The sequence below is a fragment of the Leucobacter sp. USCH14 genome (assembly GCF_037619215.1).
In the GTDB taxonomy this organism is placed as follows: Bacteria; Actinomycetota; Actinomycetes; order Actinomycetales; family Microbacteriaceae; genus Leucobacter.
This window is the reverse complement of the sequence record NZ_JAQPZP010000002.1, coordinates 132,495-159,260: the sequence shown is the minus strand read 5'-3', so window position 1 is coordinate 159,260 and position 26,766 is coordinate 132,495. Positions and strand designations below refer to the sequence as shown.

General features: G+C 67.9%; 23 protein-coding genes. 4 read left to right on the top strand and 19 right to left on the bottom strand.

Going from position 1 to position 26,766, the window contains the following annotated elements:
• Nucleotides 1-18 precede the first annotated feature (18 nt).
• From PQI23_RS03050 to iolC, 7 genes are all read right to left on the bottom strand, one after another.
• Nucleotides 19-1,035, bottom strand: a complete 1,017-nt coding sequence (locus PQI23_RS03050) for a Gfo/Idh/MocA family protein (protein WP_339971432.1) — start codon at nucleotides 1,033-1,035, stop codon at nucleotides 19-21.
• Nucleotides 1,036-1,117: 82 nt separating this feature from the next.
• Nucleotides 1,118-2,041 carry a sugar phosphate isomerase/epimerase family protein gene (locus PQI23_RS03045; protein WP_339971430.1) on the bottom strand — a complete coding sequence of 308 codons (924 nt, stop codon included), beginning with the start codon at nucleotides 2,039-2,041 and terminating at the stop codon, nucleotides 1,118-1,120.
• Between the two features lie 88 nt (nucleotides 2,042-2,129).
• Nucleotides 2,130-4,070 (bottom strand): 3D-(3,5/4)-trihydroxycyclohexane-1,2-dione acylhydrolase (decyclizing), encoded by a 1,941-nt coding sequence (gene iolD / locus PQI23_RS03040; RefSeq protein ID WP_339971428.1) that lies wholly within the window; start codon nucleotides 4,068-4,070, stop codon nucleotides 2,130-2,132.
• Nucleotides 4,067-5,056: a 5-deoxy-glucuronate isomerase gene (gene iolB, locus PQI23_RS03035; protein WP_339971426.1), complete on the bottom strand. Its 990-nt coding sequence runs from the start codon at nucleotides 5,054-5,056 to the stop codon at nucleotides 4,067-4,069. The genes iolD and iolB overlap by 4 nt, the downstream gene beginning before the upstream one ends.
• Before the next feature lie 25 nt (nucleotides 5,057-5,081).
• Nucleotides 5,082-6,596: a CoA-acylating methylmalonate-semialdehyde dehydrogenase gene (locus PQI23_RS03030; protein ID WP_339971424.1), complete on the bottom strand. Its 1,515-nt coding sequence runs from the start codon at nucleotides 6,594-6,596 to the stop codon at nucleotides 5,082-5,084.
• Between the two features lie 35 nt (nucleotides 6,597-6,631).
• Nucleotides 6,632-7,573, bottom strand: coding sequence for a class I fructose-bisphosphate aldolase (locus tag PQI23_RS03025; RefSeq protein ID WP_339971422.1), 942 nt, complete (start codon nucleotides 7,571-7,573; stop codon nucleotides 6,632-6,634).
• Between the two features lie 2 nt (nucleotides 7,574-7,575).
• A complete protein-coding gene (gene iolC, locus PQI23_RS03020) occupies nucleotides 7,576-8,532 on the bottom strand; it encodes a 5-dehydro-2-deoxygluconokinase (RefSeq protein ID WP_339971420.1) in 957 nt (318 codons plus the stop codon).
• A 187-nt stretch (nucleotides 8,533-8,719) separates the two neighbouring features.
• Here iolC and PQI23_RS03015 point away from each other — a divergent pair, with 187 nt between their 5' ends.
• A complete protein-coding gene (locus PQI23_RS03015; RefSeq protein ID WP_339971418.1) occupies nucleotides 8,720-9,478 on the top strand; it encodes a GntR family transcriptional regulator in 759 nt (252 codons plus the stop codon).
• Here PQI23_RS03015 and PQI23_RS03010 read toward each other — a convergent pair.
• The gene (locus PQI23_RS03010) at nucleotides 9,475-10,707 is read right to left on the bottom strand and encodes a glycosyltransferase (RefSeq protein ID WP_339971416.1); all 1,233 of its coding nucleotides are present in this window, start codon (nucleotides 10,705-10,707) and stop codon (nucleotides 9,475-9,477) included. The two genes, PQI23_RS03015 and PQI23_RS03010, sit on opposite strands and share 4 nt — an antisense overlap.
• Before the next feature lie 124 nt (nucleotides 10,708-10,831).
• Here PQI23_RS03010 and PQI23_RS03005 point away from each other — a divergent pair, with 124 nt between their 5' ends.
• Entirely contained in the window at nucleotides 10,832-11,848 is a 1,017-nt protein-coding gene (locus PQI23_RS03005; RefSeq protein ID WP_339971414.1) for a cation diffusion facilitator family transporter, read from the top strand.
• Nucleotides 11,849-11,860: 12 nt separating this feature from the next.
• On the opposite strand, the gene PQI23_RS03000 is transcribed toward PQI23_RS03005, so the two are convergent.
• From PQI23_RS03000 to PQI23_RS02980, 5 genes are all read right to left on the bottom strand, one after another.
• On the bottom strand, nucleotides 11,861-13,300 hold the full coding sequence (locus PQI23_RS03000; RefSeq protein ID WP_339971412.1) for a dihydrolipoamide acetyltransferase family protein: 1,440 nt from the start codon (nucleotides 13,298-13,300) through the stop codon (nucleotides 11,861-11,863).
• A 25-nt stretch (nucleotides 13,301-13,325) separates the two neighbouring features.
• Complete coding sequence (locus PQI23_RS02995) at nucleotides 13,326-14,327, bottom strand: alpha-ketoacid dehydrogenase subunit beta (RefSeq protein WP_339971410.1); 1,002 nt, start codon at nucleotides 14,325-14,327, stop codon at nucleotides 13,326-13,328.
• On the bottom strand, nucleotides 14,324-15,505 hold the full coding sequence (locus PQI23_RS02990; protein WP_339971408.1) for a thiamine pyrophosphate-dependent enzyme: 1,182 nt from the start codon (nucleotides 15,503-15,505) through the stop codon (nucleotides 14,324-14,326). The genes PQI23_RS02995 and PQI23_RS02990 overlap by 4 nt, the downstream gene beginning before the upstream one ends.
• Before the next feature lie 66 nt (nucleotides 15,506-15,571).
• Nucleotides 15,572-16,675 carry a histidinol-phosphate transaminase gene (locus PQI23_RS02985; protein WP_339971406.1) on the bottom strand — a complete coding sequence of 368 codons (1,104 nt, stop codon included), beginning with the start codon at nucleotides 16,673-16,675 and terminating at the stop codon, nucleotides 15,572-15,574.
• A 39-nt stretch (nucleotides 16,676-16,714) separates the two neighbouring features.
• On the bottom strand, nucleotides 16,715-19,141 hold the full coding sequence (locus tag PQI23_RS02980) for a hypothetical protein (RefSeq protein ID WP_339971404.1): 2,427 nt from the start codon (nucleotides 19,139-19,141) through the stop codon (nucleotides 16,715-16,717).
• Nucleotides 19,142-19,392: 251 nt separating this feature from the next.
• On the opposite strand from PQI23_RS02980, the gene PQI23_RS02975 reads away from it, so the two are divergent.
• The gene (locus PQI23_RS02975; RefSeq protein WP_339971402.1) at nucleotides 19,393-19,800 is read left to right on the top strand and encodes a phage holin family protein; all 408 of its coding nucleotides are present in this window, start codon (nucleotides 19,393-19,395) and stop codon (nucleotides 19,798-19,800) included.
• An 82-nt stretch (nucleotides 19,801-19,882) separates the two neighbouring features.
• The gene (gene purB / locus PQI23_RS02970; protein WP_339971400.1) at nucleotides 19,883-21,268 is read left to right on the top strand and encodes an adenylosuccinate lyase; all 1,386 of its coding nucleotides are present in this window, start codon (nucleotides 19,883-19,885) and stop codon (nucleotides 21,266-21,268) included.
• Between the two features lie 141 nt (nucleotides 21,269-21,409).
• Here the strand turns inward: purB and PQI23_RS02965 are convergent, their stop codons facing one another.
• The 6 genes from PQI23_RS02965 to rplI form a co-directional block, all read right to left on the bottom strand.
• The gene (locus PQI23_RS02965) at nucleotides 21,410-21,700 is read right to left on the bottom strand and encodes an ABC transporter ATP-binding protein (RefSeq protein WP_339971399.1); all 291 of its coding nucleotides are present in this window, start codon (nucleotides 21,698-21,700) and stop codon (nucleotides 21,410-21,412) included.
• Between the two features lie 28 nt (nucleotides 21,701-21,728).
• Entirely contained in the window at nucleotides 21,729-22,310 is a 582-nt protein-coding gene (locus PQI23_RS02960; RefSeq protein ID WP_339971397.1) for a hypothetical protein, read from the bottom strand.
• A gap of 142 nt (nucleotides 22,311-22,452) precedes the next feature.
• Nucleotides 22,453-23,631, bottom strand: coding sequence for a GTPase family protein (locus PQI23_RS02955; RefSeq protein WP_339971395.1), 1,179 nt, complete (start codon nucleotides 23,629-23,631; stop codon nucleotides 22,453-22,455).
• A gap of 60 nt (nucleotides 23,632-23,691) precedes the next feature.
• Nucleotides 23,692-24,339, bottom strand: coding sequence for a hypothetical protein (locus PQI23_RS02950; protein ID WP_339971393.1), 648 nt, complete (start codon nucleotides 24,337-24,339; stop codon nucleotides 23,692-23,694).
• A 77-nt stretch (nucleotides 24,340-24,416) separates the two neighbouring features.
• On the bottom strand, nucleotides 24,417-25,790 hold the full coding sequence (gene dnaB / locus PQI23_RS02945; RefSeq protein WP_339971391.1) for a replicative DNA helicase: 1,374 nt from the start codon (nucleotides 25,788-25,790) through the stop codon (nucleotides 24,417-24,419).
• A gap of 526 nt (nucleotides 25,791-26,316) precedes the next feature.
• Nucleotides 26,317-26,766: a 50S ribosomal protein L9 gene (rplI, locus tag PQI23_RS02940; protein WP_339971390.1), complete on the bottom strand. Its 450-nt coding sequence runs from the start codon at nucleotides 26,764-26,766 to the stop codon at nucleotides 26,317-26,319.

Below are 26,766 nucleotides of genomic sequence, written 5' to 3'. Positions count from 1 at the left end.
CTCTGTCGTGTGCTGGGCTCAGGCGTAGAACTCGGGGCGTTCGGGCGCCTCGACGGGCACGACGCCGCCGCCTCGCATGGCGTTCACGCCCGCCTCGCAGGAGAGCGCGACGAGGTATCCGTCCCACGCGTTCGGCCCGTCGATGAGGTCGCCGCGGTGCACGGCATCCACCCAGCGCTGGATCTGCTCGTCGTAGGCCGCGGCGAAGCGCGTCGTGAACGACTCGTGCTCCCTCGTGCTGAATCGGCCCGCGCTCCAGAGCTGCAACCCCGAGGGCTGACCGATGCGGGCGACGCCCTGCTCGAAGACCGCCTCCGTGGCGACCTGGTAGCCGAACTGCACGCTGACGCTCATCTCGACATCGACGAGCACGCCGTTCTCGAGCTCCATGATGACGAGGATCGGCTCGTGCAGGCGCTCCGGCGCGAGCGAGTTGCGCCGCGGGTGCTTCACCTCGACGCTCACGACCCGCGACCCCGCGAGCCAGGGCACCACGTCGAACTCGTGCACGACGGAGTCGGTGATGAGCATGTCGTTCGTGTAGCTCTCGGGCACCGAGGGGTTGCGGTGCACTCCGCGAACCATCAGCAGCTCGCCGCTCTCGCCCGACTCGACGAGCTCGCGAAGCGCCTGGTACTCGGCGTCGAAGCGGCGCATGAATCCGACCTGGATGTGCGGTCGGTCCAGCTGCTGCTCGAGCTGCAGCACCTCCCAGGAGCTCGCGGAATCCTGCGTCAGCGGCTTCTCGCAGAGGATCGGCAGCTTCGCCGCCAATGCCGGTGCGAGCACGGGCGCGTGGAACTGGCCCGGAACGGCGATGAGCACGGCGTCGAGCGCCTCGGCGGCGATGGCCTCCTCGATGCTCGCGAACAGCTGGGCGCCCGGAGCGTCCTGCGCGGCAGCAGCGGCGCGTCCGGCATCGGGCTCGACGACCGCCGAGACGCGGGCGCCGCTGATGCGTTCGGTGATGCGTGCGATGTGGTCGGCGCCCATCTTGCCGGCGCCGACCACGGCGATGCGAAGATCTTCGGTCATGGTGTGGGTCCTTTCGTGTCATTTCCGGGCCCGAGGGCGGTCCCGGGACCGGTAGCGCGCGCCGCGATGCGGCGCTCGAGCGCTACGTCCGCGCAAGGTGCGTGCAGGAGAAGATGTGCTCCCGCGTGCGCGTGGCGATGGGCAGGGGTCGGTCGACGTCGCAACCGTACATGTCCTGCTCCACGATCGCGAAGATCTCCGAGTCGATCTTCGCGACGGCTTCGATCACGGGCGCGAGGTCGGGGATGCCGTGCGGGGGCTCGATCATGATGCCCTGCGTCACCGCTTCTGCGAATGGCACGTCGTTCTTCAGCACGTCGAAGAGCAGCGACGGGTCGACCTGCTTCAGATGCAGGTAGCCGATGCGATCCGGCCGCTCCTCGATGAGCTTCACGTTGTCACCGCCGTAGTACGCGAAGTGCCCGGTGTCGAGGCACAGGTTCGTGTACCGCTCATCGGTCTCGTCGAGGAATCGCAGCACCTCACGGGTGGTGCCGATGTGGCTGTCGGCGTGCGAGTGGAACTGCTGCTTGACGCCGAACTCCTCGAGCAGCGCCTTGCCGAGTCGGTCATGACCGGCCCCGAGCTTCGCCCACTGCTCGTCCGTGAGCGTTCGCGGCTCGAGCACCTGACTCGTCGCGTCGCTGCGCCAGAGATCCGGGATCACGACGAGGTGCTCCGCCCCGAGCTTCGACGCGAGGCCCGCGACCTGCAGTGCCTGGTCCCACGCGCGCTGCCACTCGTCGTCGCCCTTGTGGAAGCCGGTGAACACCGTGCCCGCACTGAGCTTCAGCCCGCGCTTGCCGAGTTCGTCTTCGAGCTGGTGCGGGTCGGTGGGCAGGTACCCGTACGGGCCGAGTTCGATCCACTCGTAGCCGGAGGCGACGACCTCGTCGAGGAAGCGCTCCCACGGCACCTGCCCCGGGTCGTCCGGGAACCAGACGCCCCACGAATCCGGCGCGGTTCCGATCCGGAGGCCGGCATTGTCGGTTGGTGATGCGTTCACGCAAACTCCAGTGTTCGGAATGGGCGCTGCAGAGTCCTGCGCCCTATATTGATATGACAATAGATCATAGCTGAGCGGTACTCCCGCCCTATCCGAGCAGGGGCCTCTGCGCGGCGACCTGCTCCTCGTACGCGGCCCGAGCGCGCTGCGTCGACTCGAGCGTCGACACCTGCGGCACCGGCACATCCCACCAACCGGCGCCGTCCGGCGCGTAGATCAGCGGGTCGCTGTTGACGTGGATGAAGGTCGCGCGATCCGACGCCTTCGCCTGCGCGATCGCCGCCTCGAGATCCGAGATCGCAGACGCGGTCGGCTCGACCTCGATGACATCCATGCCGTAGCTGCGGGCGTTCATCGCGAGGTCGACCGGCAGCACCCGCTCGCCCTGGAAGTTCTTCGCGTCGCCGTCGTACTCGCGGTACCACGTGCCGAAGCGCTCGGAGCCGACGGTCTCCGAGAGGTGGCCGATCGACGCGTATCCGTGATTCTGAATGAGGATCACGATGACCTTGATGCCCTCGGCCACCGCGGTCACGAGCTCGCTGTTCAGCATCAGGTACGAACCGTCGCCGACCATGATGATCACATCGCGGTCGTCATCGGCGGCGACGAGCCCGCGCTTCGCGCCGATGCCGCCGGCGATCTCGTAGCCCATGCACGAGTAGGCGTACTCGACGTGGTAACCGAGCGGGTCGCGCACGCGCCAGAGCTTGTGCAGGTCGCCGGGCAGTGATCCCGCCGCCTGCACGATCACGTCATCGGGGGCGCTCGCCCGCTGCACCGCTCCGATGATCTCCGGCTGGCCGGGCAGCTCGCGCCCCGACGGCGCGAACGCCTCATCGACGAGGCCGTCCCACTCCGCCTTCTCGGCGGCGATGCGCTCGGCGTAGTCGGAGACCACGCGCAGTTCGCCCGTCGCATCCGCGTCGACGGCCTCGATCAACTCGACGAGCGTCTCGCGGGCGTCTGCGATCACCGGAATCTGGCTGCCGTGCTTGTACGCGTCGAACGATGCGACGTTGATGTTCACGAAGCGCACATCGGGGTTCTGGAACGCGGTGCGCGACGACGTGGTGAAGTCGCTGTACCGTGTGCCGATGCCGATGACGACGTCGGCCTCAGCCGCGAGCCGGTTCGCCGCGAGCGTGCCGGTCGCGCCGACGCCGCCGAGGTACTGCGGGTGATCCCAGTCGAGCACGCCGCCGCCGGCCTGCGATGATCCGACGGGGATGCCGGTCGCCTCGACGAACGCGCGCAGCTGCTGCTCGGCGTCGGAGTACAGCACGCCGCCGCCCGCGACGATGAACGGGCGCTGCGCGGTGCGGATCGCATCGAGCGCGAGGGCGAGCGCATCGCGCTCCGGGCGCGGGCGACGGATGCGCCACTCGCGCGGCTGCAGAAACTCCTCGGGCACGTCGACGGCCTCGGCCTGCACGTCTTCGGGAAGCGCGATCGTGACGGCGCCGGTTTCGGCGGGGTCGGTGAGCACGCGCATGGCGGCGAGCGCGATCGAGAACAGCTGCTCGGGGCGCTGCACCCGGTCGAAGAACCGGGACACCGGGCGGAACGCATCATTCACGGTGAGCCCGATGTCGTGGGGCTGCTCGAGCTGCTGGAGCACGGGATCGGCCACGCGCGTCGCGAATGTGTCGCTCGGCAGCAGCAGCGCGGGCAGACGATTCGTCGTGGCGAGCGCGGCGCCCGTCAGCAGGTTGGTCGCGCCGGGCCCGACCGATGCGGCCGAAGCGTACGTGCCGCGACGGCGATGCATGCGGGCGTACCCGACCGACTGGTGCACCATCGCCTGCTCATTGCGAGCCTGATAGTAGGGCATGAGGTCCGGCTGTTCGACGTTGGCCTGCTTCAGAGCCTGGCCGATCCCAGCCACGTTCCCGTGGCCGAAGATGCCGAAGGCGCCCGGGATCGTGCGCTCGCGGATCTCGGTGCCGTCGGCCGCGCGATCCACTGTCCACTGGTTCGCGAGGAATTCGATGAGCGCCTGGCTCACGGTCATGCGTCGGGTGCTCATCGTGCCTGCTCCGTTTCGTTCGAGGGGGTCTGCGGGGCGAACGGGAGGCGGGGGTCGAGGTCCTGTCCCTCCCAGGTATCGCGCACCCAGCCGTGCGCCGGGTCGTCGCTGATGAGCCAGGTGCGCTCGGGATCGGGGCCGGCCATCACGTTCAGGTAGTACATGTCGTACCCGGGCGCGGCGACCGCAGGCCCGTGGTAGCCGTGCGGCACGAGGGCGATGTCTCCGGTGCGCACCTGGGAGTCGATCTCGATGGGACCGGCGGGCGAGGAGTAGGTGCTGAACATGCCGAACGCGCGCTCGGGATCGACGCCCTCCGGGGCGTCCCTGACGGGCGCGACCTCGAAGTAGTAGATCTCCTCGAGCTCCGACTCGTGCCCGGGGATGTGCTCGTCGTGCTTGTGCGGCGGATACGACGACCAGTTCTCGGCGGGCGTGATGACCTCCACGACGATGAACCGGGCGGCATCGAGCGACTCCTTGCGGCCGAAGTTGTGCACCTGACGGCTCGAGGCGCCCGCGCCGCGCAGTTCGACCGGCACCTCATCGACCGCCATGTAGCGGGAGGGGCGCACCAGCTCGGGATCGCCCTCGGGCACCGGCGAGGTGGCGACGAGGAACCGCGCCTCTCCGGTGGGCGCGACGGTCGCGGTGACCTCGGCCGTGGCGACCGACGACAGGTAGAGCACGTCGGTGGGGCCGTCGAAGACGGAGGCGCGGCCTGCGAGACCCACCTCGGTCTCGCTGCCGTCCGCCTCCCGGTACGTCACCGCGAATGATCCGGAGAGGGGGACGATCAGGCGCTCGACTCCGGTGCCCTCGAGCGCGATGGAAGCACCCTCGGCGAGCCGGGCGACGCGAACACCCGTGTGCTCCCACCCCGGAATGCGCTCGTCGACGACGGATTCCCACCCGCCCTCCGCGAGTTCACCTCGGCGGTGGAACCACCGCTCGGCCGGTGCCGTCTGCTGCGCGTCGTGCGTCATCTCGCCCCTCCTTCGGTGCGTTCGATCAGTTGTTCTGCGGGAAGCCGAGGTTGATGCCGCCGTGCGTCGCGGGATCGAGCCAGCGGCTCGTGATGGCCTTCTCACGGGTGAAGAACTCGAAGCCCTGCACGCCGTACGCCTTCGAGTCGCCGAACAGCGAGGCCTTCCACCCGCCGAAGGAGTGGTACGCGACGGGCACGGGGATCGGAACGTTGATGCCGATCATGCCGACCTGGATCTCGTGCTGGAAGCGACGCGCCGCCCCGCCGTCGTTCGTGAAGATCGCGGTGCCGTTGCCGAACGCGCCGGAGTTGATGAGCTCGACGCCCTCCTCGAAGGTGTCGACGCGCACCACCTCGAGCACGGGCCCGAAGATCTCCTCAGTGTAGGCGCGCGACGTGGTGGGGATGCGGTCGATCAGGGTCGGACCGACGAAGAAGCCGTTCTCGTGCCCCTCCACCGAATAGTCACGGCCATCGACCACGATGGTGGCGCCGTCCTGCTCGGCGATGTCGATGTAGCCCGTGACCTTGTCGCGATGCGCGTCGGTGATGAGCGGCCCCATGTCGGGCTCGGGGGTCGAGGCGCCGTTGCCGATGCTGAGCTTCGCGATGCGCTCGCTGATCTTCTCGATGAGCTCATCGGCGACGGGTTCGACTGCGAGCACGACCGAGATGGCCATGCAGCGCTCGCCGGCGGCGCCGTAGCCCGCGTTGATCGCCTGATCGGCGACGAGGTCGAGGTCTGCGTCGGGCAGCACCAGCATGTGGTTCTTCGCCCCGCCGAGCGCCTGCACGCGCTTGCCGTGCTTCGAGGCCGTCTCGTAGATGTACTGCGCGATCGGTGTCGACCCGACGAAGGAGATCGAGTGCACACCGGGGTCGGTGAGCAGGCCGTCGACGGCGAGCTTGTCGCCGTTCAGCACGGTGAAGACGCCGTCGGGCAGCCCGGCCTCCTTCCACAGCTCGGCGAGCCACAGCGCTGCGGAGGGATCCTTCTCGGAGGGCTTCACGATCACGGCGTTGCCCGCGGCGATCGCGATGGGGAAGAACCACATCGGCACCATGGCCGGGAAGTTGAAGGGCGCGATGATGCCCGCGACCCCGATCGGCTGCTTGATGGAGTAGACGTCGATACCGGTCGACGCGTTCTCGGAGAACGCGCCCTTGATGAGGTGCGGAAAGCCGGTCGCGAGCTCCACGACCTCCTGGCCGCGCAGGATCTCGCCCATCGCATCGGAGACCACCTTGCCGTGCTCGCGAGTGATGATCTCGGCGAGCTCGCCCTTGCGCGCGTTCAGCAGCTCGCGGAAGGCGAAGATGACGGTCTGACGCTTCGCGATGGAGAATGCGCTCCACGCCTCGAACCCGCGGTTCGCCGAGGAGATGGCCTCGGCGATCTCGGACTCGTCGGCGAGCGCGACATGCGCCTGCACCTCGCCGGTGGCCGGGTTGTAGACGGGAGCGGTGCGACCGTTCGTCGAGGCGCGGCGGGCTCCATCGATCCAGTGGGGAATCACGGGGAGGGAATCGGTGCTCATTGCGTATGTCCTTCGTGTGGGGTCGTGTCGTTCGTTCAGGAGATGGGTGCGGGTTCGGATCGGTGCGGGGCCGGGTTCGGATCGCGAAGCGCCTCGTCGAGGCCCCGGTGCACCAGCCGCGCGGCGGTATCGACCGCGGCCGCGACGTCGCCGTCGTGCGGGTACAGCAGCGTGCGCCCGACGGTGAGGCCGCGCACACCCGGCAGCGCGAGCGCCTGCTCCCACGACGCGAACGTCTCGTCGGGATCGCCGCCGTTGTCTCCCCCGAGCAGCAGGGTCGGCATCGTCGTCGCCTCCATGACGCGCTCCATCTCGGGCACGACGGGCAGCTTCATCCAGGTGTAGGCGCTCGAATTGCCGAGGCCCGATGCGATGGCGGTCGAGAGGATCACCGCGTCGGCCGACAGATCATTGACCACCTTGCCGTCGACGCGACGGCTCATGAACGGCTCGAGCATGATCGGCAGCCCAGCGGCGGCGGCGGCATCGACGGCACGGGCCGTCGCCTGAAGCGTGGCCGCCGTGCCGGCGTCCTGCAGGTCGACGCGGATCAGCGTCTTCGCGAAATCGAGCCCCTGCCGCACCATCGCATCGATGTCGTACGCCGTGTACCGGTCGTCGAGCTCGAACGAGGCGCCGCGCAGCCCGCCGCGGTTCATCGACCCGACGACGATCTTGTCGTCGAGCAGCCCGAGGGCGGCGAGGTCGTCGATGATGTCGGGTGTTCCCAGCACGCCGTCGACGCCGGGGCGCGACAGGGCGAGAGCCATGCGCTCGAGCAGGTCGTACCGGTTCGCCATCGCGGTGGCATCACCTCCCACGGCGATGGCGCCGCGCGCCGGGTGATCCGCCGCAACGATGAAGAGGCGCCCATCGCCGGCGATGACGTCGCGCCGGCGACGCTCCGCGAGAGCGCGACCGATGCCCGAGGGGTCTGCGGCGCGCAGGTGGCGCAGCCGCTCGAAGTCGAGTGCCACGGTCAGGCCTCCTTCACGAGGAGCGCTTCAACCTCAGCGGCATCGGGCATCGCGGTGGAGCATTCGCGCCGCGTGGCCACGATCGCACCGGCGACGTTGGCGAATCGGAGGATGCGTTCGAGGTCCCACCCCTCGAGCAGCCCGTGGCAGAGCGCGCCCCCGAAGGCGTCACCGGAGCCGAGGCCGTTGACCACGTCGACGAAGTGCGGGGGCACCTCCACGCGCTCCCCCCGCGTCTTCGCGAGCACGCCCTTGGGCCCCTGCTTCACGATCGCGAGTTCCAATCCGCGCTCGAGCAGGGCATCCGCCGCGCGATCGGGCTCGGTCTCCCCCACTGCGACCTCGCACTCCTCCCGGTTGCCGACGGCGATCGTCGCCTGCTCGATCGCTGCCGCGACCTGCGTCGTCGCCTCCGCCGGGTCGTCCCAGAACATCGGGCGGTAGTCGAGATCGAAAATCGTGTGCGCGGCTCCTGCGCGCGCTTCGAGGGCGGCGAGATGCGCCCCCCGGCTCGGCTCCTCGCTCAACCCCGTGAGCGTGAACCACAGTATGCGCGTTTCGCGCACGGCGTCGAGGTCCAGATCCTCAGCGGCGATCTGCAAGTCGGGCGCCTTGGGCTTGCGGTAGAAGTAGAGCGGGAAGTCGTCGGGCGGAAAGATCTCGCAGAAGGTGACCGGAGTCGGGTACTGCGGATCGACGCGCACCTCGCGGCTCGAGACGCCCAGCCGTTCGAGCTCTCGCAGCAGGTACCGCCCGAAGGGGTCGTCGCCGACGCGCGAGACCAGAGCACTTGCTCTCCCGTACTTGGCTGCGGCGACGGCGACGTTGGCTGCGCTGCCGCCGAGGTACTTGCCGAAACTCGTGACGTCTTCGAGGCCGACTCCGTCTTGCAACGGGTAGATGTCGACTCCGAGTCGACCCAGTGCCAGAACGTCATCCCGACGTCGCAGTCCCGACATTCGCTACTCGCCTTCTCGTCGTGGCGCAGGCGGGCCTCGTGCACCGCTGCATTTGTCCTAACAATAGCACGAACTGGCGCGGAACCTCGTACGGTGGAATGAGGGGGGTAATGTTGTCATCACAAAGGGGTCGCTCGCGGCCCACCGCCTTCGATCCGCGTGCCACCCCAGCGCCGAGGAGCACCGCATGAGTACTGAACCCGTCTGGCCGAGCGAGCTCTTCACGGACCTCGACCGCAGCGGCCCCATCCCGCTGTACTTCCAGATCTCGAGCCGCCTCGAGCGAGCGATCCGCGACGGCGTCATTCCCGCCGGGGCCCGTCTCGAGAACGAGATCGCCATCGGGCAGCACCTCGGGCTCTCGAGGCCCACGGTGCGCCGCGCGATCCAAGAGCTCGTGGACAAGGGACTCCTCGTTCGACGGCGCGGGATCGGCACCCAGGTCGTGCAGGCGCGCGTGAGCCGGCCGGTCGAACTCACGAGCCTGCAGGAGGACCTCACGCGCGCAGGCCATCACCCGAGCACCCGAGTGCTCTCGCTCGACAGGATCCCCGCCGACGAGGATGCGGCACTGCGGCTCCGGGTCGCGGTGGGCACCGAGATCACGCGCATACGGCGCCTGCGCAGCGCGGACGGCACGCCGATGGCCATCCTCGAGAACCTGCTCCCGCCCGAGTACGCGGACATCACGTTGGAAGACCTCGAGACGCATGGTCTGTACGAGATGCTGCGGGCGCGAGGCATCGCGATCAAGATCGCGAATCAGACGATCGGCGCGCGACGCACCCACAGCGACGAGCACGAACTGCTCGATCTCGCGAAGGGCAGCCCGGTACTCACGATGGATCGCGTCGCCTTCGATCAGGGCGGGAGCGTGATCGAGGCCGGGCATCACTGCTATCGCCCCGACCTCTACTCGTTCGAGACCACGCTCGTCTCCCGCTAGATCTCGCGGGCGATGATTTCTCGGTAGACCTCAACGAGACGGTCGGCGGACGCCTGCCAGCTGCGCTCCACCGCGTGCGCGCGAGCCGCATCTCCCATGCGCTTCAGACCCGGGGCGTCGGCGAGCATCTCCCGGATCGTCGAGGCCCACACCTCTGCGTCGTCGCTCGTCACCAGCACACCGGTCGTGCCGTCGACGACCGCCTCCCGCAGCCCGCCCGCGTTGCGCGCGATCACGGGCACCCCGGATGCAGCCGCCTCGAGCGCGACGAGACCGAACGTCTCGGTGTGCGACGGCACGAGCATCACGCTGGCTGAACGAATGCGCTCCGCCAGCTCCCGACGCCGCAGAGCGCCCTCGAACGCGGTCGTGCCGAGCATGCCGTGCGCCACGACGGACTCGTGCAGGGCTCGGGCGTACGCATCGCCATCCGGCGGCGGCGCCCCGACGATGCGCAGCGTCGGCCGCTCGGCCCGCGGCAACCGAGCGATCGCCTCGATCGCGAGGTCGAACCCCTTGAGCGGGTGGAGGCGACCCACGAGGATCACCTCGGGCCGCCCGCCGCCGCGCAGCCAGTCGCGCTGCTCTTCGCACTCGGCCGTGTCGCACGGGTGGAACAGCTCGGTGTCGACGCCGAGCGGCACCACGCGCACACGATCCGGATCGCCCTTCAGCCGCTCCAGCACGGTCGCCCGCTCCGCGTCGCTCACCGCGATGATGAGGTCGGCCTCGGCCGCGAGCCGAGCTTCACCCGCGAGTCGCCCGGGCGACTCCGGCCGCTCGCCGTCGCCGATCGGCGACTCGGGCGGTGCGGCGATCGAGTGGTAGCTCTGCACGAGCGGGATGCCGCGGTCACGTGCGACGGGCAGAGCGGCGATGCCCGAGAACCAGTGCTCGGCGTGGAGGACCTCGACCGGGTCATCGGCGAGCTCGTCGAGCAACAGGCGGCTGAACTCCTCCATCACCTGCTCGTGCTCGCCCTTGGCCAACAGGCGAGGGGCGCCCGCGTCGAGCAGCAGTACGGTCAGGTTCGGCATCAGCTCGACGCGAGCCGGCGTCTCCGTGTCGCTGCGCCGGGTGAAGATGCGCACCCGATGCCCGGCGCGCGCGAGGGCTTCGGCCTGGGCGCGCACGACGACGTTCATTCCACCCGCATCCTTGGTGCCCGGCACATCGAGCGGCGAGGTGTGCAGCATGACGAAGCCGATCGAGAGTGCTGCGGTAGTCATACATCGAGCGTAGTGGCAGGATCGAGGCCGGCCGTCACAGGACGGACCTGCCGGCCGAGCAAGCCTCGACTAAAGATACCCCCGGGCGGTATGCTCGATTGCATCGACCGGGGAGGGAGCCGCCATGTCCGAGCCGCACGCGAGCAGCGACGCCTGCGAACCCGAGTTCAGCGCCGGGCACCCCACCCGACCGGGGGAAGACGCAAATCCCCGAACGGCGCACGCCCACGATCACGGCCTTCAGGGCGCGGCCACCGGCACGGCGAAGCACCGCCGCAGACTGGTGCTCGTACTCGGGATCACGCTCGCGGTCTTCGTCGTACAGCTCATCGGCGCCTTCGTCTCGAACTCGCTCTCCCTGCTCGCGGATGCCGGGCACATGCTCACCGACGCCACGGGAGTGGCGATCGCGCTCATCGCGAGCCTCATCGCGGGCGTCGCCGCCACATCGAAGCGCACCTTCGGCTACCTGCGGATCGAGATCCTCGCCGCACTCGTCAACGGCATCGTGCTCGGGGTCATCGCGATCGTCATCCTCGCTCAGGCCATCGCGCGCTTCGGCTCCGAGGTCGAGGTGCACTCCGGGCCGATGCTCGTCGCCGCCGTGATCGGAGCGCTCGCGAACCTCATCTCCCTGCTCATCCTGCAGTCGGGTCAGCGCGAGAGCCTCAACGTGCGGGGCGCCTACCTCGAGGTGCTCGGCGACCTGCTCGGATCGGTCGCCGTCATCGCCGCCGGAATCGTCATCCTGCTCACGGGCTGGAACGCGGTCGACCAGATCGCCTCGATCCTCATCGCGCTCCTCATCTTCCCGCGAGCGATCAGCCTGCTCCGAGACGTCGTCGGCGTGCTGCTCGAAGCATCGCCCAAGAACATCGATGTCGACGCCGCGCGCACGCACATGCGGGCGGTGCCCGGGGTCGAGGACGTGCACGACGTGCACGCGTGGACCATCACCTCGGGGGTGCCGGCCTTCTCAGCCCACGTCACGGTAGCCGACGCCGCGTGGAGCGAGCGCGGCTACCACGCGATCCTCGACGAGGTGCGCGCCTGCCTGCACGAGCATTTCGACACCGAGCACGTCACGCTCCAGCTGGAGCCGCGCAGCCACGAAGCGGCAAGCGAACGCGTGCACGCGTGACCCGTCCCGGGCTCAATCGAGCAGCAGCGCAGGCTCCTCGAGCACCGACGCGACGTCGGCGACGAAGCGCGAGATCACATCGCCGTCGACAATCCGATGGTCGAAGGATCCGCCGACCGTCGTCACCATGCGCGGCCGCACCTCGCCGTCGACCACCCACGGCTTCTGACGGATCGTGCCCATCGCCATGATGCCGCACTCGCCTGGGTTGAGGATCGGCGTGCCGAAATCCATGCCGAACACGCCGATATTGGTGATCGTGATGGTGCCCCGCGCCATGTCGCTCGGCTGGGTGCGCCCGTCGCGCGCCGTGATGGTCAGCTGCTCGATCGCGCGGGCGAGATCGAGCAGGCTGAGATCCTGCGCATCCTTGATATTCGGCACGACGAGTCCGCGGGGCGTGGCCGCCGCGATCCCGAGGTTCACGAAATTGTGTCGAATGATCTCGGTGTCCGTGAAGGTCGCGTTCACCTCGGGGTTGCGCCGCACCGCCCAGAGCATCGCCTTCGCGAAGATGAGCAGCGGCGACACCTTGACGCCGGCGAAGTCGGTGGAGCTCTTCAGCCGCTTCACGAACTCCATGGTGCGCGTCGCATCGACGTCGGTGAACACGCTCACGTGCGGCGCCTCGAAGGCGCTGGTCACCATCGCCTGCGCCGTCATCTTGCGAATGCCCTTGAGCGGAATCCGCTCCTCCCGAGCCTCCGCCGCCTCCGGAGTCGACAGGTTGCGGAAGACGCTGGCCTGCGACGCCTCGCGCACGACGTCGTCGCGGAGCACCTCGCCGGCGATGCCGGTGCCGGTCACCCGCGTGAGATCGACGCCCAGATCTTTTGCGAGCTTGCGGATCGGCGGCTTCGCAATCACGGGCGACGACTCCGCGACCGGGATCACGGCGTGCGACCCCGCCTGCGGCCCGCGAACCGCGGCCGCGCCGCCACCCGTTGCAGCGCCTCGATTCGCGTCCGTGCCGCCCGCGTTGCCGCGCAGCAGCGGCTCTCCCCCGCGGCGGCGGCGCGACTTCACCGCACCTCCGGTGCCATAGCCGACGAGCACCGCCCCGGCCTCGCCGTCCTCGTGAGCGACACTGGCGGCGGTGTCCGCGACGACGTCGCGGGTCTCCTCGGTATCGAGCGGGCTGGTCGGCGTCGCGGGATCCTGCGCGACGGGATTCTCCCCGCCGAGACCCGATGCATCCCCGGCAGTCTCGCCCTCCACACTCACGCGCAGGATCGGCTGACCCACGGGCACGGTGACACCGACCTCGACGAGCACTTCGGAGACGACGCCGGTGAACGGGGAGGGCAGCTCGACGAGCGACTTCGCCGTCTCGATCTCGCAGATCACCTGATTCAGCGCGACCGTATCGCCGGCGGCGACGTGCCAGGTGACGATCTCGGCCTCGGTGAGTCCCTCTCCGACATCGGGGAGGGGGAACGTCATCTCGCTCATGAAAACTCCTGCAGTCAGTTCGGGGTCAGTAGTGCATCGTGCGGTCGACGGCCTCGAGCACGCGGTCGGCGTCGGGGAGGAACAGCGGCTCGATGGCGGCCGCGGGGAACGGGACGTCGTACCCCGAGACGCGCAGCACGGGCGCCTGCAGCGAGTAGAACGCGCGTTCGGCGACGGTCGCCGCGATCTCACTGCCGACACTGGCGTTGCCCGACGCCTCCTGAGCGACGACGAGGCGTCCCGTCTTGCGCACGGATGCGAGCACCGGCTCGTAGTCGATGGGAGAGACCGTGCGCAGGTCGATCACCTCGAGGCTCGTCCCCTCCGACTGCGCGATCTCGGCCGCCTGCAGCAGGGTCGTGACCATCGCCCCGAATCCGACGACGGTGCAGTCGGTGCCGACGCGGGCGATTCGGCTCTCGTGCAGCGCGGCGGCGGGGGCCGTCGGATCGACTTCCCCCTTGTGCCAGTACTTCGCCTTCGGCTCGAAGAACAGCACCGGGTCGTCCGAGGCGATCGCCTGCTGGATCATCCAGTAGGCATCGTTCGCCGTCGACGGCGCGACGACGCGCAGCCCCGCAGTGTGCGCGAAGTACGCCTCGGGGCTCTCCTCGTGGTGCTCGATCGAGTTGATGTGCCCGCCGTACGGCACGCGGATGACGATCGGCATGCTCACCGTGCCGTCGTGCCGCGCGCGGATCTTCGCGAGCTGCGTGGTGATCTGGTTGAACGCGGGGAAGATGAACCCGTCGAACTGGATCTCGACCACGGGGCGGTAGCCGCGCAGCGCCAGTCCGATCGCACTGCCGACGATGCCCGCCTCCGCGAGCGGCGTATCGAGCACTCGGGCCGAGCCGAAATCGGCCTGCAGCTTGTCGGTCACGCGGAACACCCCGCCGAGGGGCCCGATGTCCTCGCCCATCAGCAGCACGCGGTCGTTCTCGACCATCGCGGTGCGCAGGCCCTCGTTGATCGCCCGCGCGATGGGCAGTTCGGCGCGCTTCGCGAGCGTCTGGATCTCGGTCATGCGGCGCCCCCCTCGAACGAGGATTCGTACTCGGTGAACCAGGCGCGCTGCTCGTCGATGCGCGGGTGCGGCTCGGCGTACACGTGCGCGAACATCGACTCCGGGTGCGGCTTGGGAAGCGTGAGGATCTGATCGCGCACGACCTTCGCCTGCCGATCCGCGGTCTCGGCGACCTCTGCGAAGAAGGCGTCGTCGACGTCGAGGCTGCGCAGGTGCGCCTCGAGGCGCGCGATCGGGTCGCGCAGCCGCCACGCTTCGAGCTCGCCCTCCGGGCGGTAGCGGGTCGGGTCGTCGGCGGTGGTGTGCGCGCCGATGCGGTACGTGAGCGCCTCGATGTAGCCCGGACCCCGCCCCTCACGGGCGAGGCGCATGAATCGACGCCCCACGGCGAAGGCCGCGAGCGGGTCGTTGCCGTCGATCTGCACCGCGCGGAGGCCGAAACCGAGGGCTCGGCGGTACAGCGGAGTGCGCGACTGGCGCGCCACCGGCACCGAGATCGCCCACCCGTTGTTCTGCACGACGAACACCTCGGGCGTCTGATAGCTCGCGGCGAAGATCATCGCTTCGTTCGGATCGCCCTGACTGGTGGTGCCGTCGCCGTAGAAGACCATCGTGGCCTCCCCGGTCGGGGTCCCCGGCTCGCCGGCGTCGAGCGCGGTGCTGCCGGAGCGGCGCTTCGCATCGAGCACCTGCGCGAGCGCATGGCCCGTGGCGTGCTGCGTCTGGGAGCCGAGCACCAGCGTGTAGAGGTGCACGTTGCCGTTGGAGGGGTCGGTGATGTCCCACCCCCCGTGCGTCACCCCGCGGAATTGCGCTGCGATGTCGAGCAGGTCGACGCCGCGCACGTGCGCGACCAGGTGCTCGCGGTACGCCGGGAAGACGTGATCCTGCGGCTCGGTCGCACGGACGAGCCCGACCTGACACCCCTCCTGGCCGACGCTCGGCACCCACAGGGCGAGCTGACCCTGCCTCTGCAGATGCGTGCATTCCGTGTCGAAGGCGCGGGTCGTCACCATGTCGCGGTACCACTGCATGAAGTCTTCGACGCCCACGCCCTCGAGCTCGGCCGCGTACTCGGCCGCCGTGTCCGACGGCGCGTAGCCGCCCTCCGCGTCTAAGAAGCGGATCGGCTCGGGGTCGTCGCCGCGCAGCAAGCGCTCTGTGCTCTGTTCGCTCATCTCGACTCAGTGTAATGAGTGGCGCTGCGCACGGCGGGATATACCCGCGGAGTCGCGGTGCAGCGATTACCGCTTCGCGAGATGGCGGCGCACGATCTCGATGACGACCGGCACGCTCTCCGGCTCACCGACTGAGATGCGCACGCCGACGCCGCCGAAGGGTCGCACGAGCGTGCCGGCCTCGGAGAAGTCTGCGGCGAGCGCGAGCGCATCCGCAACGCCTCCGGGCGCTTCCCCGGTCTCCGGGATCCAGACGAAGTTGCCCTGCGCCTGCGGAATCGCGAGACCCAAGTCCCGCAGCGCTGCGGCGAGCGCATCACGGCGTTCGGCGAGTTCGGCCACGCGTTCCACGTGCACGGCGCGCGCCTCGGGGGTGAGCGATGCGCGGGCGGCGCTTTCCGCGATCCCCGTGACCGAGAGCGGAATCGCCACGCTGGCCGCCGCCGCGAAGATCGCCGGATCGCCGACGCCGTAGCCGATGCGAAGCCCGGCGAGCCCGTACGCCTTCGAGAAGGTGCGCAGTACGACGAGATTGGGGTGCTGCCGCAGCACATCCTCACCGCGCACCGCGTCCGGATCGGTGACGAATTCGCGGTACGCCTCGTCGAGCACCACCAGGGTGTCCGAAGGCACTCGCGTCATGAAGCGGTCGAAGTCGGTACGGCGGATCGTCGGCCCGGTCGGATTGTTGGGCGTGCAGAGCAGCACGACCCGGGTGCGCTCGGTGATCGCGTCGGCCATCGCCTCGAGGTCGTGCTCGGCGGTCGGGGTGAGCGGAACCCTGCGCGCCACGGCACCCGAAGCGAGACCGAGTGAGGGGTAGGCCTCGAAGCTCGGCCACGCGTGCAGGTACTCGTCGCCCGCAGCGGCAGTCGCCTGGACGAGCTGGAAGAGGATCGCGACGGAGCCGGCGGCGAGATGCACGTGCGCGCCATCCACGCCGAACTCCGCACCGATCGTCTCCCGGAGCTCGGGCATCGCGACCGCCGCGTAGCGATTGACGTCCGCGCGCCGGGCGATCGCATCGAGCACGCCGGGAAGCGGCGCGAACGGGTTCTCGTTGCTCGAGAGCTTGAATCCCGGCTTCGTCGGCGCTGCGCCCTGACGATAGGCCGGAACGGCGAGGACGTCCGCGCGGAATCTGACGGGGGGCACGGCCTGCTCACTCATGACAAGTGAGTCTAGTGATCAGGCCGCGCCGCTGCACCGCTACCAGCCGCTGGCGATATAGATATCGGAGATCACGGGTTTGCCGTCCTCGATGCTGATCGTGCCCCACACGCTGACCGTGTGTTCCTCGAGCTCCGGGTCCTCGTCGAACATGGAGGGATTGGAGCGCGTTGCGATGGTGCCCTCTCCCGACGTGAAGCTGTCGAGCGAGATGTCGTCGAAGCCCGATGGCTGTGCGACGACCTTCATCTCTGCGAGGTCATCGTCTCGCGTGACGTACGGACAGACGTCGTCCATGTTGGTGGGAATCTCAACGCACTGCGCGATGCGATTCTGCACCTGCAGCAGCACTTCCTCCTCGAACGCCTCGCTCGGGGCGACGGTGATGGTGACCCCCTCGCCGAGGCCGCCGCCGGGCGTCACCCGCAGGCTCTCCTGCGACGGCGTGATGAAGGCGCTTCCCGGGCCCGTCACGGGGTACACACCGGGATAGGCGTAGAGGGAACGGCTGGCGTAGCCGTACCCGCCGTCACTCTCGAGCGCCACGTCTGTTGCACCGACGGTGACCGTTTCCAGGCCTTCGGCGCTCAACGTCACGGGAGCGACGAGCGAATCCTCCAGCGTCCAGGTGTCGAGCACGACGAACTCTTTGGGCCCCGGCGACAGGAAGAACGTCTTCTCGAATCGTTCGCCGTCGAGCGCCAGCGTCGCGTCCACCGTCGCACCCGAATCGGATCGATCCGTGGTCTCCACATCCACGATCTCGATGCGGGTCTCGGCAGACCCGAGCACCTCGTCGGTCAGCAGCTCACGATCCGCATTCTGCAGTCCGGGATCGACGAGCTCGTTCGCCTGTTCGGCTTCGCCCTCCGCGAGGAGTTCGAGGTACTGCTCCACCGCCTGCGCCGGGTCGCGCTGCTGATTGAGCACCGACACGGTGACCGCCGCGCCCACACCGAGCAGCACGACGAGGCCGACGATCGACCCGGTGACGATGAGCGCGCGCTTGGTGCTCGGCGCCATGGGCTGCCGAGGCGGCAGTTCGAAGGACGGTTGCCCGCCCGCTGCCGCTCCGGGTGCGGCTGTCGGAGCCTCATACGCGACCGCGGGCGCGGGTGATGCGTCCGCTGCGTATGCAGCTGCGGGAGCAGGCGCGGGCGCGGCCGGCCTCCTCGCGCCGGTGATCCATGCGTGCGCGTTCCCGCGCCCGCCGAACAGCACCAGCAATGCGGGGGAGATGCGATATGCGAGCAGCGGCGCGAACTCGGCTGCGACGGAGATAAGCCCGGCCCCGATTCCGACTGCCAACGGGCTCCACCAGGAGACGTTCACGGTTCCGCCTGAGCCGAGGCTCGCGAGTGAGAGCACCTCGCCGCGCACCGAGGCGCCGGCCACCCCGAACGCGAGCACGCACCACGCGCCCAGAACGATGAGCGGCATCTGCCAGACGCGGCCCCACACCGGAGCCTGCGCCCGCGGGCGACGAACTCCGATCATGGCGGCCGCGATGACGAGTGCGAGGAGCGCAACGACGATCGACCAGATGCCGTATCCGTCGGGAACGTCGAACGCACTCGTGCTCATCGAGGGATACGATGCGACCGACAGGCTGACGCCTCCGAAGTGCCCGAGGGCAGCGATCATCGCCGCAAGATTGCCGAGCAGCGGCATCCCGGCGAGGATCGGCGCGAGCGATTCCGCTTGCACCGAGAGCACGGCGAGCACCACGAGCGCGGCGGCGCCGAACGCCGCGAACTGCACGACGAGGGCGATTCCGCTTTCGCGCAGGCCGGAGATCCACGCTCCGTCGTGCACGGCGGTGACTTCACGCCGCAGCGCTGTGCGGGCGATGAACAGCGAGAGCGACACGGTGAGCAGCACGACGAGGAAGACCAGCCCGGCTTGCGTGCGCACGCTGAATCCAGCGCTGAGCGAAAGCCCGTCGAACCTCGCGAACGCCGTCACCAGCGTGACGACAAGCGCGATCACGGTGGCCTCGATAGCGGCGCGCGCCGCTTCTGCCCCGAGATTCGGCGCCAGAACGCGGTCGTGCCGCATTCGCCAACGCGCGATCAGCGCAGTGCCGGTGATCATGATGGCAACCGTGCCGAGCGGCACGACGGACAGAGACCCCGCAGCACTCGCACTCATGAACGACTCGTCGATCCTCGCGTCGACCGCGATACCACCGCCGAGCGCCGCACCCAGGGCCAGGAGCAGTCCGAGGAACGCCTGCCCGAGGTCGGGCGCAGCGCCCCCCGGGTCCGAGGCGAACGCTGCGACGATGAGCAGGAGTGCACTCGTCACCCCCGCTGCGAGCACGCCTCCCGCGAGCCACCCCAGGGTCCGCAGGCCCGCGGCGCTCCAGATCGCCCGGAGGTAGGCGGCGACCGCCGGGTTGCGCGGAGCGGGGGGCGGCAGTGGAGGAGCATGGTGATGCGGCTCCGCTCCCGGTTGACCGGCCATTGAGGGAGTCTGGGGAGTCTCGGGTGCCGGCGGGTGCGGCGAGCGGTACTCGGGGTGAGGATCGTCCGTGCTGGACACGTTGGGCGGCTCCATTCGATCGGCGACGAAGTTCTCCGCACACACGCGTCCCCTCGGAAAACTCACAGGCAATGCGAAGCTTAGCAATCCGCGTGATCGGCGCTCAAGGCCGTCCGCCGACGGGCGGATCTTTCCTCTCGTCGGAGCGCTCGGGCGGGTGGGAGAATCGAAGCATGCGCACGCTCATCCGGGTCCTCGTGAACGCCTTCGCTCTCTGGCTCACCACGCTCATCGTGGGCGGCAGCGGGAACCACGGCGTGTGGATCGATCCGATCAACGCGGACGGCTCCGGCCAGGTGATCACCCTGGTGCTCGTCGCGCTGGTGTTCGGCCTCGTCAACGGCACGCTCGGCAAGGTCGTGCGCTTCGTCTCGATCCCGCTCTACATCCTGACGCTCGGCCTCTTCGGTCTCATCGTGAACGGACTGCTCCTGGCGGTCGTCGCATGGCTCTCCGACCTGGCCGGGTTCGGCCTGCGTCTCGACGGCTTCTGGTGGGGTGTGCTCGCGGCACTCGTGCTGTCGATCCTCTCGGGAATCTTGAACGGCCTGCTCGGAACCTCTCGGAAGAAGGTCGGCTGAGCCGCCATTCGGCGCCACGTCCACGGGCGGGCGGCGTGGGAGAATGGTCGACGGACCGCGATCCCGATTCCGAGAGGCTCACATGACCCCGCTCCCCACGCAGCCCATCAGCCCCCTCGACGGACGCTACCGCGCTGCGGTCGCCGAACTCGGCAACACCCTCTCCGAGGCGGGTCTCAATAAAGCGCGCGTGCACGTCGAGGTCGAGTGGCTCATCCACCTCACCGAGCACTCGCTGCTCGGCGGCTCCCCCATCGATGCCGATCAGGTCGCTGCGCTGCGGGAGTGGGCGGCCGACTTCGGTCAGGCCGAGATCGACGAGCTCGCGGAGACGGAGCGCACGACGCAGCACGACGTGAAGGCGGTCGAGTACCTGGTGCGCGCCCGTCTCGAATCGCAGGGCCTCGGTCGTCTGGCCGAACTCACCCACGTCTGCTGCACCAGCGAGGACATCAACAACCTCTCGTACGCACTGACCGTCAAGCAGGCGATCGCCGAGGTGTGGCGCCCGCGCTTCGAGAAGGTCATCGCCGAGCTCGCGCGGCAGGCCGAGCAGTACCGCGAGCTCCCGATGATGAGCCGCACGCACGGCCAGCCCGCGACCCCGACGACGCTCGGCAAGGAGCTCGCCGTCTTCGTGCACCGGCTCGAGCGCCAGCTCAACCAGATCGACGACATCGAGTACCTCGGCAAGTTCTCGGGCGCGACGGGAACCTTCGCGGCGCATCTCGCCGCTGACCCCGATACCGACTGGGCGCAGGTGTCGCAGGAGTTCGTCGAGGGGCTCGGCCTCGACTGGAATCCGCTCACCACGCAGATCGAATCCCACGACTGGCAGGCGGAGCTGTACACGCGCATTGCTCACGCGAACCGCATTCTGCACAATCTCGCCACCGATATCTGGAGTTACATTTCCATCGGCTACTTCCGGCAGATCCCGGTCGCAGGCGCCACCGGGTCTTCGACGATGCCCCATAAGGTCAATCCGATCCGTTTCGAGAACGCAGAGGCGAACCTCGAGCTCTCGAACGCGATCCTCGATTCGCTCGCGGCGACACTCGTCACCAGCCGCTGGCAGCGCGACCTCACCGACTCCTCCGCACAGCGCAACATCGGCGTCGGCCTCGGCCACTCGGTGCTCGCCCTCGACAACATCCTGAAGGGGCTCGGACAGATCGATGCGGCGCCCGAGGTGCTCGCCGCCGATCTCGACGCCAACTGGGAGGTGCTCGGCGAGGCGATCCAGACCGTGATCCGCGCCGAGGTCACCGCCGGCCGCTCATCGATCAGCGACCCCTATGCGGCCCTGAAGGAGCTCACGCGCGGTCGCCGCATCGGGCAGTCGGACCTCGTGGAGTTCGTCGAGGGGCTCGAGATCGGCGACGACGCGAAGCAGCGACTGCTCGCTCTCACCCCGGCGACGTACATCGGAGACGCCGTGCGGCTCGTCGACTACCTGCAGCGGTAGCTCGTGCCCTTCGGGGCGCGGGATCGCGGACGGTGGGAGGCGACTCCCCCGTCCGCCTCGACGACTTCTCCCCTCCACGAGCCGCAGGTGACGTTCCACAGCGCGCCGTGCTGAACGCTCGTCGAGGTGACGACGAGAGCGTCAGTGCCAGGTGGGCTTGTCGTTCGGCTGCTGCAGGTCTTTGCGCGCATCGAGGTCGTCCTGACTCGGCTTGCCGCCGAGCCCGACCAGCGCGACCATCATGATCGAGACGATGAAGCCGATGCCCAGGAAGACGGCCGCGAGGATCAGATCCCGCGTCGTCAGCAGCACCACGACGCCGGCGAAGAGGCCGAGGACCACGGAGAAGCCGATGAGCTCGAGCGGCTTCAGGCGGTCACGGCGCGACGGCGTCACGGGTTCCTGATTGGCGGGCTCGGGGGGCTGGGTCATCGTCTGCTTTCGGAAGGCTCGGGTGTGGTCAACGGTTGCCGGCGGCGGCGTCGCGAGGGGAGTGCACTCGGCGTGTGTCGAAGGCGGAGATGCCGAGGAAGACTCCTGCGAGCACCGCGTACGCTCCGAGGAACCCCAGCACGGCGACCTGATCGTCGCGCACGAGGATCACGAGCAGCGCGAGCAGCATGCCGATCGCTCCGAGGAATACTGCGTCTTGCCTGCTCCCCGGGCGCACGGTCGTCCCGACGAACTCGAGGAGCGCGCTCAGCAGCGCCCATGCGGCGACGATGATCGCAAAGGCGACGACGGCGCCCGCGAACGCGAGCCCGAGCGCTGCTGCCACCGAGACGAGGCCGAGCAGCAGCGGAAGCGGGTTTCCTCCGTTCGCCCGCCACGACCACCACTCGAGGAGATGGGCGATGCCGATGGCGCCGATCGTGATGGCGGCCATACCGAGATCGAACGGGAGCTGCTCGTGGAGCGTCGCCGAGAATGCGATGGCGATCCCCGAGAGCAGAAGCACTGCGACGCGCACCAGCTTGACCGGGCGTGAGACGGGGATTTCGGGAGTCGACGATCCCGCAGTTGTCGAAACTGCAGCAGGCATGACACCCCTTTCTCGCTCTTCCCCAGTCTACCCCCGCCTCGCTGAGCAGAATCCCCGCGGGAGTGGGCTTAGCCCTCAGCCCTCGGCCGTCACCGTGTGCGATTCTCCGCGGATCGCGAGCATCGGCCGATCGCCGGCGTTGTCACGACTTTCCGAGCCGTCGTTCGGCGATCTTACGAGCGACGTCGAGGAACCCGGGGACGTACTCCCCCCAAGAGTCGCTGATCTTGTCCCCGTCGAGCTTGCCGGTGTGCACCTGTTCGCACATTCGCATCCAGCCCTCCCCCGTTGCCGCGGTCAGCGCCGCGGCAATTCCGGCATTCATGACGTTTCCGGCCCCGGGGATGATCTTGAGCAGGCTACTCGCAAGCGCCCTGCCGGCCAGTTGCACACCGACCTGCGCTAGCGCCCCGGCGGACATCATCGTCTTCATGTCCAGGTCGTATATGGCCGAGATCCTCCCCATCATTCCGAGTTGGATCGGCGCCAGAATGGCCGCATCCGCAATGGGAACCGGGACTGCTGCTGCCGCTGCGGCTGCTCCCGAAGCGGATGTGATGACGGGACGGGCCAGTTCCCTCTTCCAGGGAAGATTGAGTCGCTGGGCGACGCGAAACGCGTCCTTCTCGTTTTCGGGCGAGAGTGCGAGGGTCTCCGCTACGAGCTCACCGAGGCCATGCCCCTTACCCTTCCCGTGCTTGTCGCGTGTAGAAACCAGCACAATGCGCTGATACGGGATGTCAAGCGGTTCGCCCGTCGCGTCATTGACAGGACTCTCGAGCCAGTCGACGAACGCCTGTACGTCCTTCGCCGCACCGCGCTGACCGGTGATGGGGTTCTTGATCCAATCGACCTTTGTGAGCACAAGAATCACTGGGAGGCCTGCGGCGTCGAGCTCCCGAATCATCGCGATGTCCGCCGGAGTCAGTCTGTCGTCGTTCGCCTTCACGCAATACCAGACGACAGCAATCTGGCGATCGGCCGGGTGCTCGGCGATCATCGCAAGGTGCGCCCTGAGCTGTTCCGCGGGCGATACCGGAGAACCGATCTCGAAACCCTCGACGTCCCAGATGCCAAGCGAATCGTCGTGATAGAACTGCACGCCACGAGTCACGGGGAGACCCTTGCCCACTTTCGCCCAGTCTCTCCCGAATACGGCATTCACCAGCGAGGACTTCCCGACGCCAGAACCGCCGATGACGGCGAGGTTGAACCGACCATACGCCGACTTGGATTCTGCGTTCGCTTCGAGGAATGCGCGCTCATCGATCTTCCGTACGGACTCACCGGTCGCCTCTGCCGCCTCAGCGGGGTCGGGCACGGGTTCAGCGCCGTTCGGCGCTTCCTGTTTCGTCACCTCAGCTCCTCGTCTCTGGGCGAGCTACTCGGCGAACTCGAACGTGAGGACGGCATCGGGTTCGATACTACTGACGATCCGCGTATAGAACGTCTCTGCTTGCGCTTCGAGGAGCGGCCGGAACTCCGCAACCTGCTCGGTGATCTGGGCATCGGTGAGTATCTCTTCGATAGCTTCGGTCTTGTCGATCTCCGGGGTGACCCAGCTCAGAATGCCGTTCGATTCAGTCGCGACAGTGAAGTTGGGGTCGTTATAACCCAAAAAGATAAACTCGGGGATCTCGATCGTGTAGGTCATCTCACCCGTGGGACGAATCTCGACATCTTTGCCTTCGATGCCGAACTTCGCGTCGAAGTCGTACTGCATGAAGACCTCGCGGTCGGAGAACGGGATGTCAAAGAGACCGAAGAAGTTCTGGTTCTCCTTCTGAGGCTTAATCTCGCTGAGTCCGGCGGTGACCAAGATGACCTGCTCCTCACCTTTCACAGACCGGAGGACCTGAACGGATCGCTCCTCCTCGGCGCCGAGGTGTGTCCCAACTCCGACGCCGACGACACCAGCGCCAACGATGAGTGCGGTCACCACGACAAAGAGCAGCATTCTCGCCCACGCCGGCGTTCGCTGCGTGGCCTTGCGTTGGGACGCCGATGGCAGCGAGTTCATAGCGTTCATACAGTGTCCTTCAAATCGGCCCGCCGGTGCAGACTTCTGAATCTACCGGACGGGCCGGGCATGGTCACGCCCGAGGATCACACCTGCGGCATGTCCTGGAAGCGCGAGTAGTGCCCCTGGAATGCGACCGTCACGGTGCCCGTGGGGCCGTTGCGCTGCTTGGCGAGGATGAAGTCGGCCTCCCCCGCTCGTGGGCTGTCGCGATCCCCCACCGCTTCTCGATGGAGCAGGATCACCATGTCGGCGTCCTGCTCGAGCGATCCCGATTCGCGGAGGTCGCTGATGGCCGGCATCTTGTCTGCGCGCTGCTCCGAGGCTCGGTTCAGCTGCGAGAGCGCGATGACCGGCACATCCAGCTCCTTGGAGAGCAGCTTGAGGGCTCGCGAGAACTCCGAGACCTCCTGCTGACGGCTCTCCGACTTCTTGCCGCTCGAGAGCAGCTGAAGATAATCGATCACGACCATGCGCAGCCCGTGCTGCTGCTTCAGACGACGGCACTTCGCGCGAATCTCGACGAGCGTCAGGTTCGGGCTGTCGTCGATGTAGAGCGGCGCCTCGGCCACGCGTGCCTGCGTCGCCGCGAGCTTCTGGAAGTCGCGGTTGTCGAGCGCACCCTTGCGAAGCGTCTGCATCGGGATGCTCGCCTCCGCCGCGAGCAGACGCATCGCGATCTCCGCGCGGCCCATCTCGAGCGAGAAGAACACGGTGGGAGCGTTCGCGTGCACCGACGCGTTGCGCGCGACGTCCATGGCGAGCGTCGACTTACCCATGGCGGGTCGAGCGGCGATGATGATCATCTGGCCACCCGCGAACCCGTTCGTCATGGCGTCCAGCTCGCTGAAGCCGGTGGGCACGCCGAGCATGCCATCCGCCGCACCGTTCGCCTTGTTGATCTCCTCGAGCGCAGCATCCACGGCGAGGTGGAGCGGCACGTAATCCTCTCCCTGGCTCTCCCCCGTGACGCCGTAGATCTCGGACTGAGCGACGTTGACGAGGTCGATCGCCTCGCCCTCACCGGCATACCCCATCTGCACGATTCGGGTTCCGGCCTCGACGAGTCGCCTGAGGAGCGCCTTCTCCGCGACGATCTCCGCGTAGAAGCTCGCGTTCGCTGCGGTCGGCACGATACTGGTGAGCGTGTGCAGGTATTCCGCACCGCCGGCACGCTGCAGCTCACCGCTCTTCGTCAGTTCGTCGGTGACCGTGATGACGTCGGTGGGCTCGCCGCGGGAGTACAGCGAGAGTACGGCCTCATAGATCACTTCGTGCTTGGGCACGTAGAGGTCGGAGCCCTTCAGCAGACCCGTAACGTCTGCGACGGCGTCCTTCGACAGCAGCATGCCGCCGAGTGCGCTCTGCTCCGCCAGAAGATCGTAGGGAGGAGTTCGCTCGTGCCCCCGGGAGTCGTCGTCGACGAAGGGATCCGGGATACCCAGGTGTGCAATTGACACGCGCAGACTTCCTCTCACAGCGATGGATTCGGTTACTGATCGATCAGACACCAGACCCCGGACATTCACGGTAGGGCTCGAACGTCGGTGGTCAAAACGGTGCTCTTCCACACGTGCAGCGTCCTGTGGATAACTCGGTGGACAAGTCACCGCTTTGAGCCGCACGTTGTCCACATTCCTGGGGACAACTTGTGGATGGCTTGTGGATCAGAATGTTTTTATGGCGGCTGACCTGCGATTTATAATCTCCACAGGAGAAAAGTTATTCAAGCTTCAGGTACACCTTGAGGCTTGATGAAACGCCCGAAGTGTGGAGAACTTGCGGCGGGGAACTCGCCATTGATAGCAATTCTCCGAAGCGTTCGAATCGCTGTGTTCACGACTCGTTCAGCGAGCTGTACGACTCCACCACGCCGCCCGGCAATCGCGACCAGCGCCTCCGCGGCATGGCTTCTGCACACGACAACGGCGGGACGCCGACCCGGAGAACCGAGCCGGCGTCCCGCCGTTGTCGTGCGCGAGAGCGTTATCGCTGAGCGATGACCTGCAGCGTGACCTTGGCGTCGACGCCCTCGTGCAGGTGCACGACGGCCTCGTACTCGCCCGTGGTCTTGATCGAGGGGAGCGTGATCTTGCGCTTGTCGATCTCGCCGATTCCGGCCTCGGAGACCGCAGCTGCAACTGCAGCGGGCTTCACCGAACCGAACAGACGACCGCCGTTTCCGGTCTTGGTGAGGAGGCGGATCTTGCCCTCCTGCAGCTTGGCCTTGAGGGCCTGAGCCTCTTCGACCGATGCGAGCGCACGAGCCTCGCGCGCAGCGCGGATCTGCGCAACCTGGGCCTCGCCACCGCGAGTCCAGTGCACCGCGTACCCCTGGGGGACGAGGTAGTTGCGTGCGAAGCCGGTCTTGACGTCGACGACGTCTCCGGCGGAACCGAGGCCCTGGACCTCGTTCGTGAGGATTACCTTAGACAT

Bases quoted from the DNA above. Each gene is read 5' to 3' on its own strand.
- PQI23_RS03050 (WP_339971432.1), bottom strand. From the start codon at position 1,035: ATGACCGAAGATCTTCGCATCGCCGTGGTCGGCGCCGGCAAGATGGGC.
- iolD (WP_339971428.1), bottom strand. From the start codon at position 4,070: ATGAGCACCCGACGCATGACCGTGAGCCAGGCGCTCATCGAATTCCTC.
- iolB (WP_339971426.1), bottom strand. From the start codon at position 5,056: ATGACGCACGACGCGCAGCAGACGGCACCGGCCGAGCGGTGGTTCCAC.
- PQI23_RS03030 (WP_339971424.1), bottom strand. From the start codon at position 6,596: ATGAGCACCGATTCCCTCCCCGTGATTCCCCACTGGATCGATGGAGCC.
- iolC (WP_339971420.1), bottom strand. From the start codon at position 8,532: ATGTCGGGACTGCGACGTCGGGATGACGTTCTGGCACTGGGTCGACTC.
- PQI23_RS03015 (WP_339971418.1), top strand. From the start codon at position 8,720: ATGAGTACTGAACCCGTCTGGCCGAGCGAGCTCTTCACGGACCTCGAC.
- PQI23_RS03010 (WP_339971416.1), bottom strand. From the start codon at position 10,707: ATGACTACCGCAGCACTCTCGATCGGCTTCGTCATGCTGCACACCTCG.
- PQI23_RS03005 (WP_339971414.1), top strand. From the start codon at position 10,832: ATGTCCGAGCCGCACGCGAGCAGCGACGCCTGCGAACCCGAGTTCAGC.
- PQI23_RS03000 (WP_339971412.1), bottom strand. From the start codon at position 13,300: ATGAGCGAGATGACGTTCCCCCTCCCCGATGTCGGAGAGGGACTCACC.
- PQI23_RS02995 (WP_339971410.1), bottom strand. From the start codon at position 14,327: ATGACCGAGATCCAGACGCTCGCGAAGCGCGCCGAACTGCCCATCGCG.
- PQI23_RS02990 (WP_339971408.1), bottom strand. From the start codon at position 15,505: ATGAGCGAACAGAGCACAGAGCGCTTGCTGCGCGGCGACGACCCCGAG.
- PQI23_RS02985 (WP_339971406.1), bottom strand. From the start codon at position 16,675: ATGAGTGAGCAGGCCGTGCCCCCCGTCAGATTCCGCGCGGACGTCCTC.
- PQI23_RS02980 (WP_339971404.1), bottom strand. From the start codon at position 19,141: ATGGCCGGTCAACCGGGAGCGGAGCCGCATCACCATGCTCCTCCACTG.
- PQI23_RS02975 (WP_339971402.1), top strand. From the start codon at position 19,393: ATGCGCACGCTCATCCGGGTCCTCGTGAACGCCTTCGCTCTCTGGCTC.
- purB (WP_339971400.1), top strand. From the start codon at position 19,883: ATGACCCCGCTCCCCACGCAGCCCATCAGCCCCCTCGACGGACGCTAC.
- PQI23_RS02965 (WP_339971399.1), bottom strand. From the start codon at position 21,700: ATGACCCAGCCCCCCGAGCCCGCCAATCAGGAACCCGTGACGCCGTCG.
- PQI23_RS02960 (WP_339971397.1), bottom strand. From the start codon at position 22,310: ATGCCTGCTGCAGTTTCGACAACTGCGGGATCGTCGACTCCCGAAATC.
- PQI23_RS02950 (WP_339971393.1), bottom strand. From the start codon at position 24,339: ATGAACGCTATGAACTCGCTGCCATCGGCGTCCCAACGCAAGGCCACG.
- rplI (WP_339971390.1), bottom strand. From the start codon at position 26,766: ATGTCTAAGGTAATCCTCACGAACGAGGTCCAGGGCCTCGGTTCCGCC.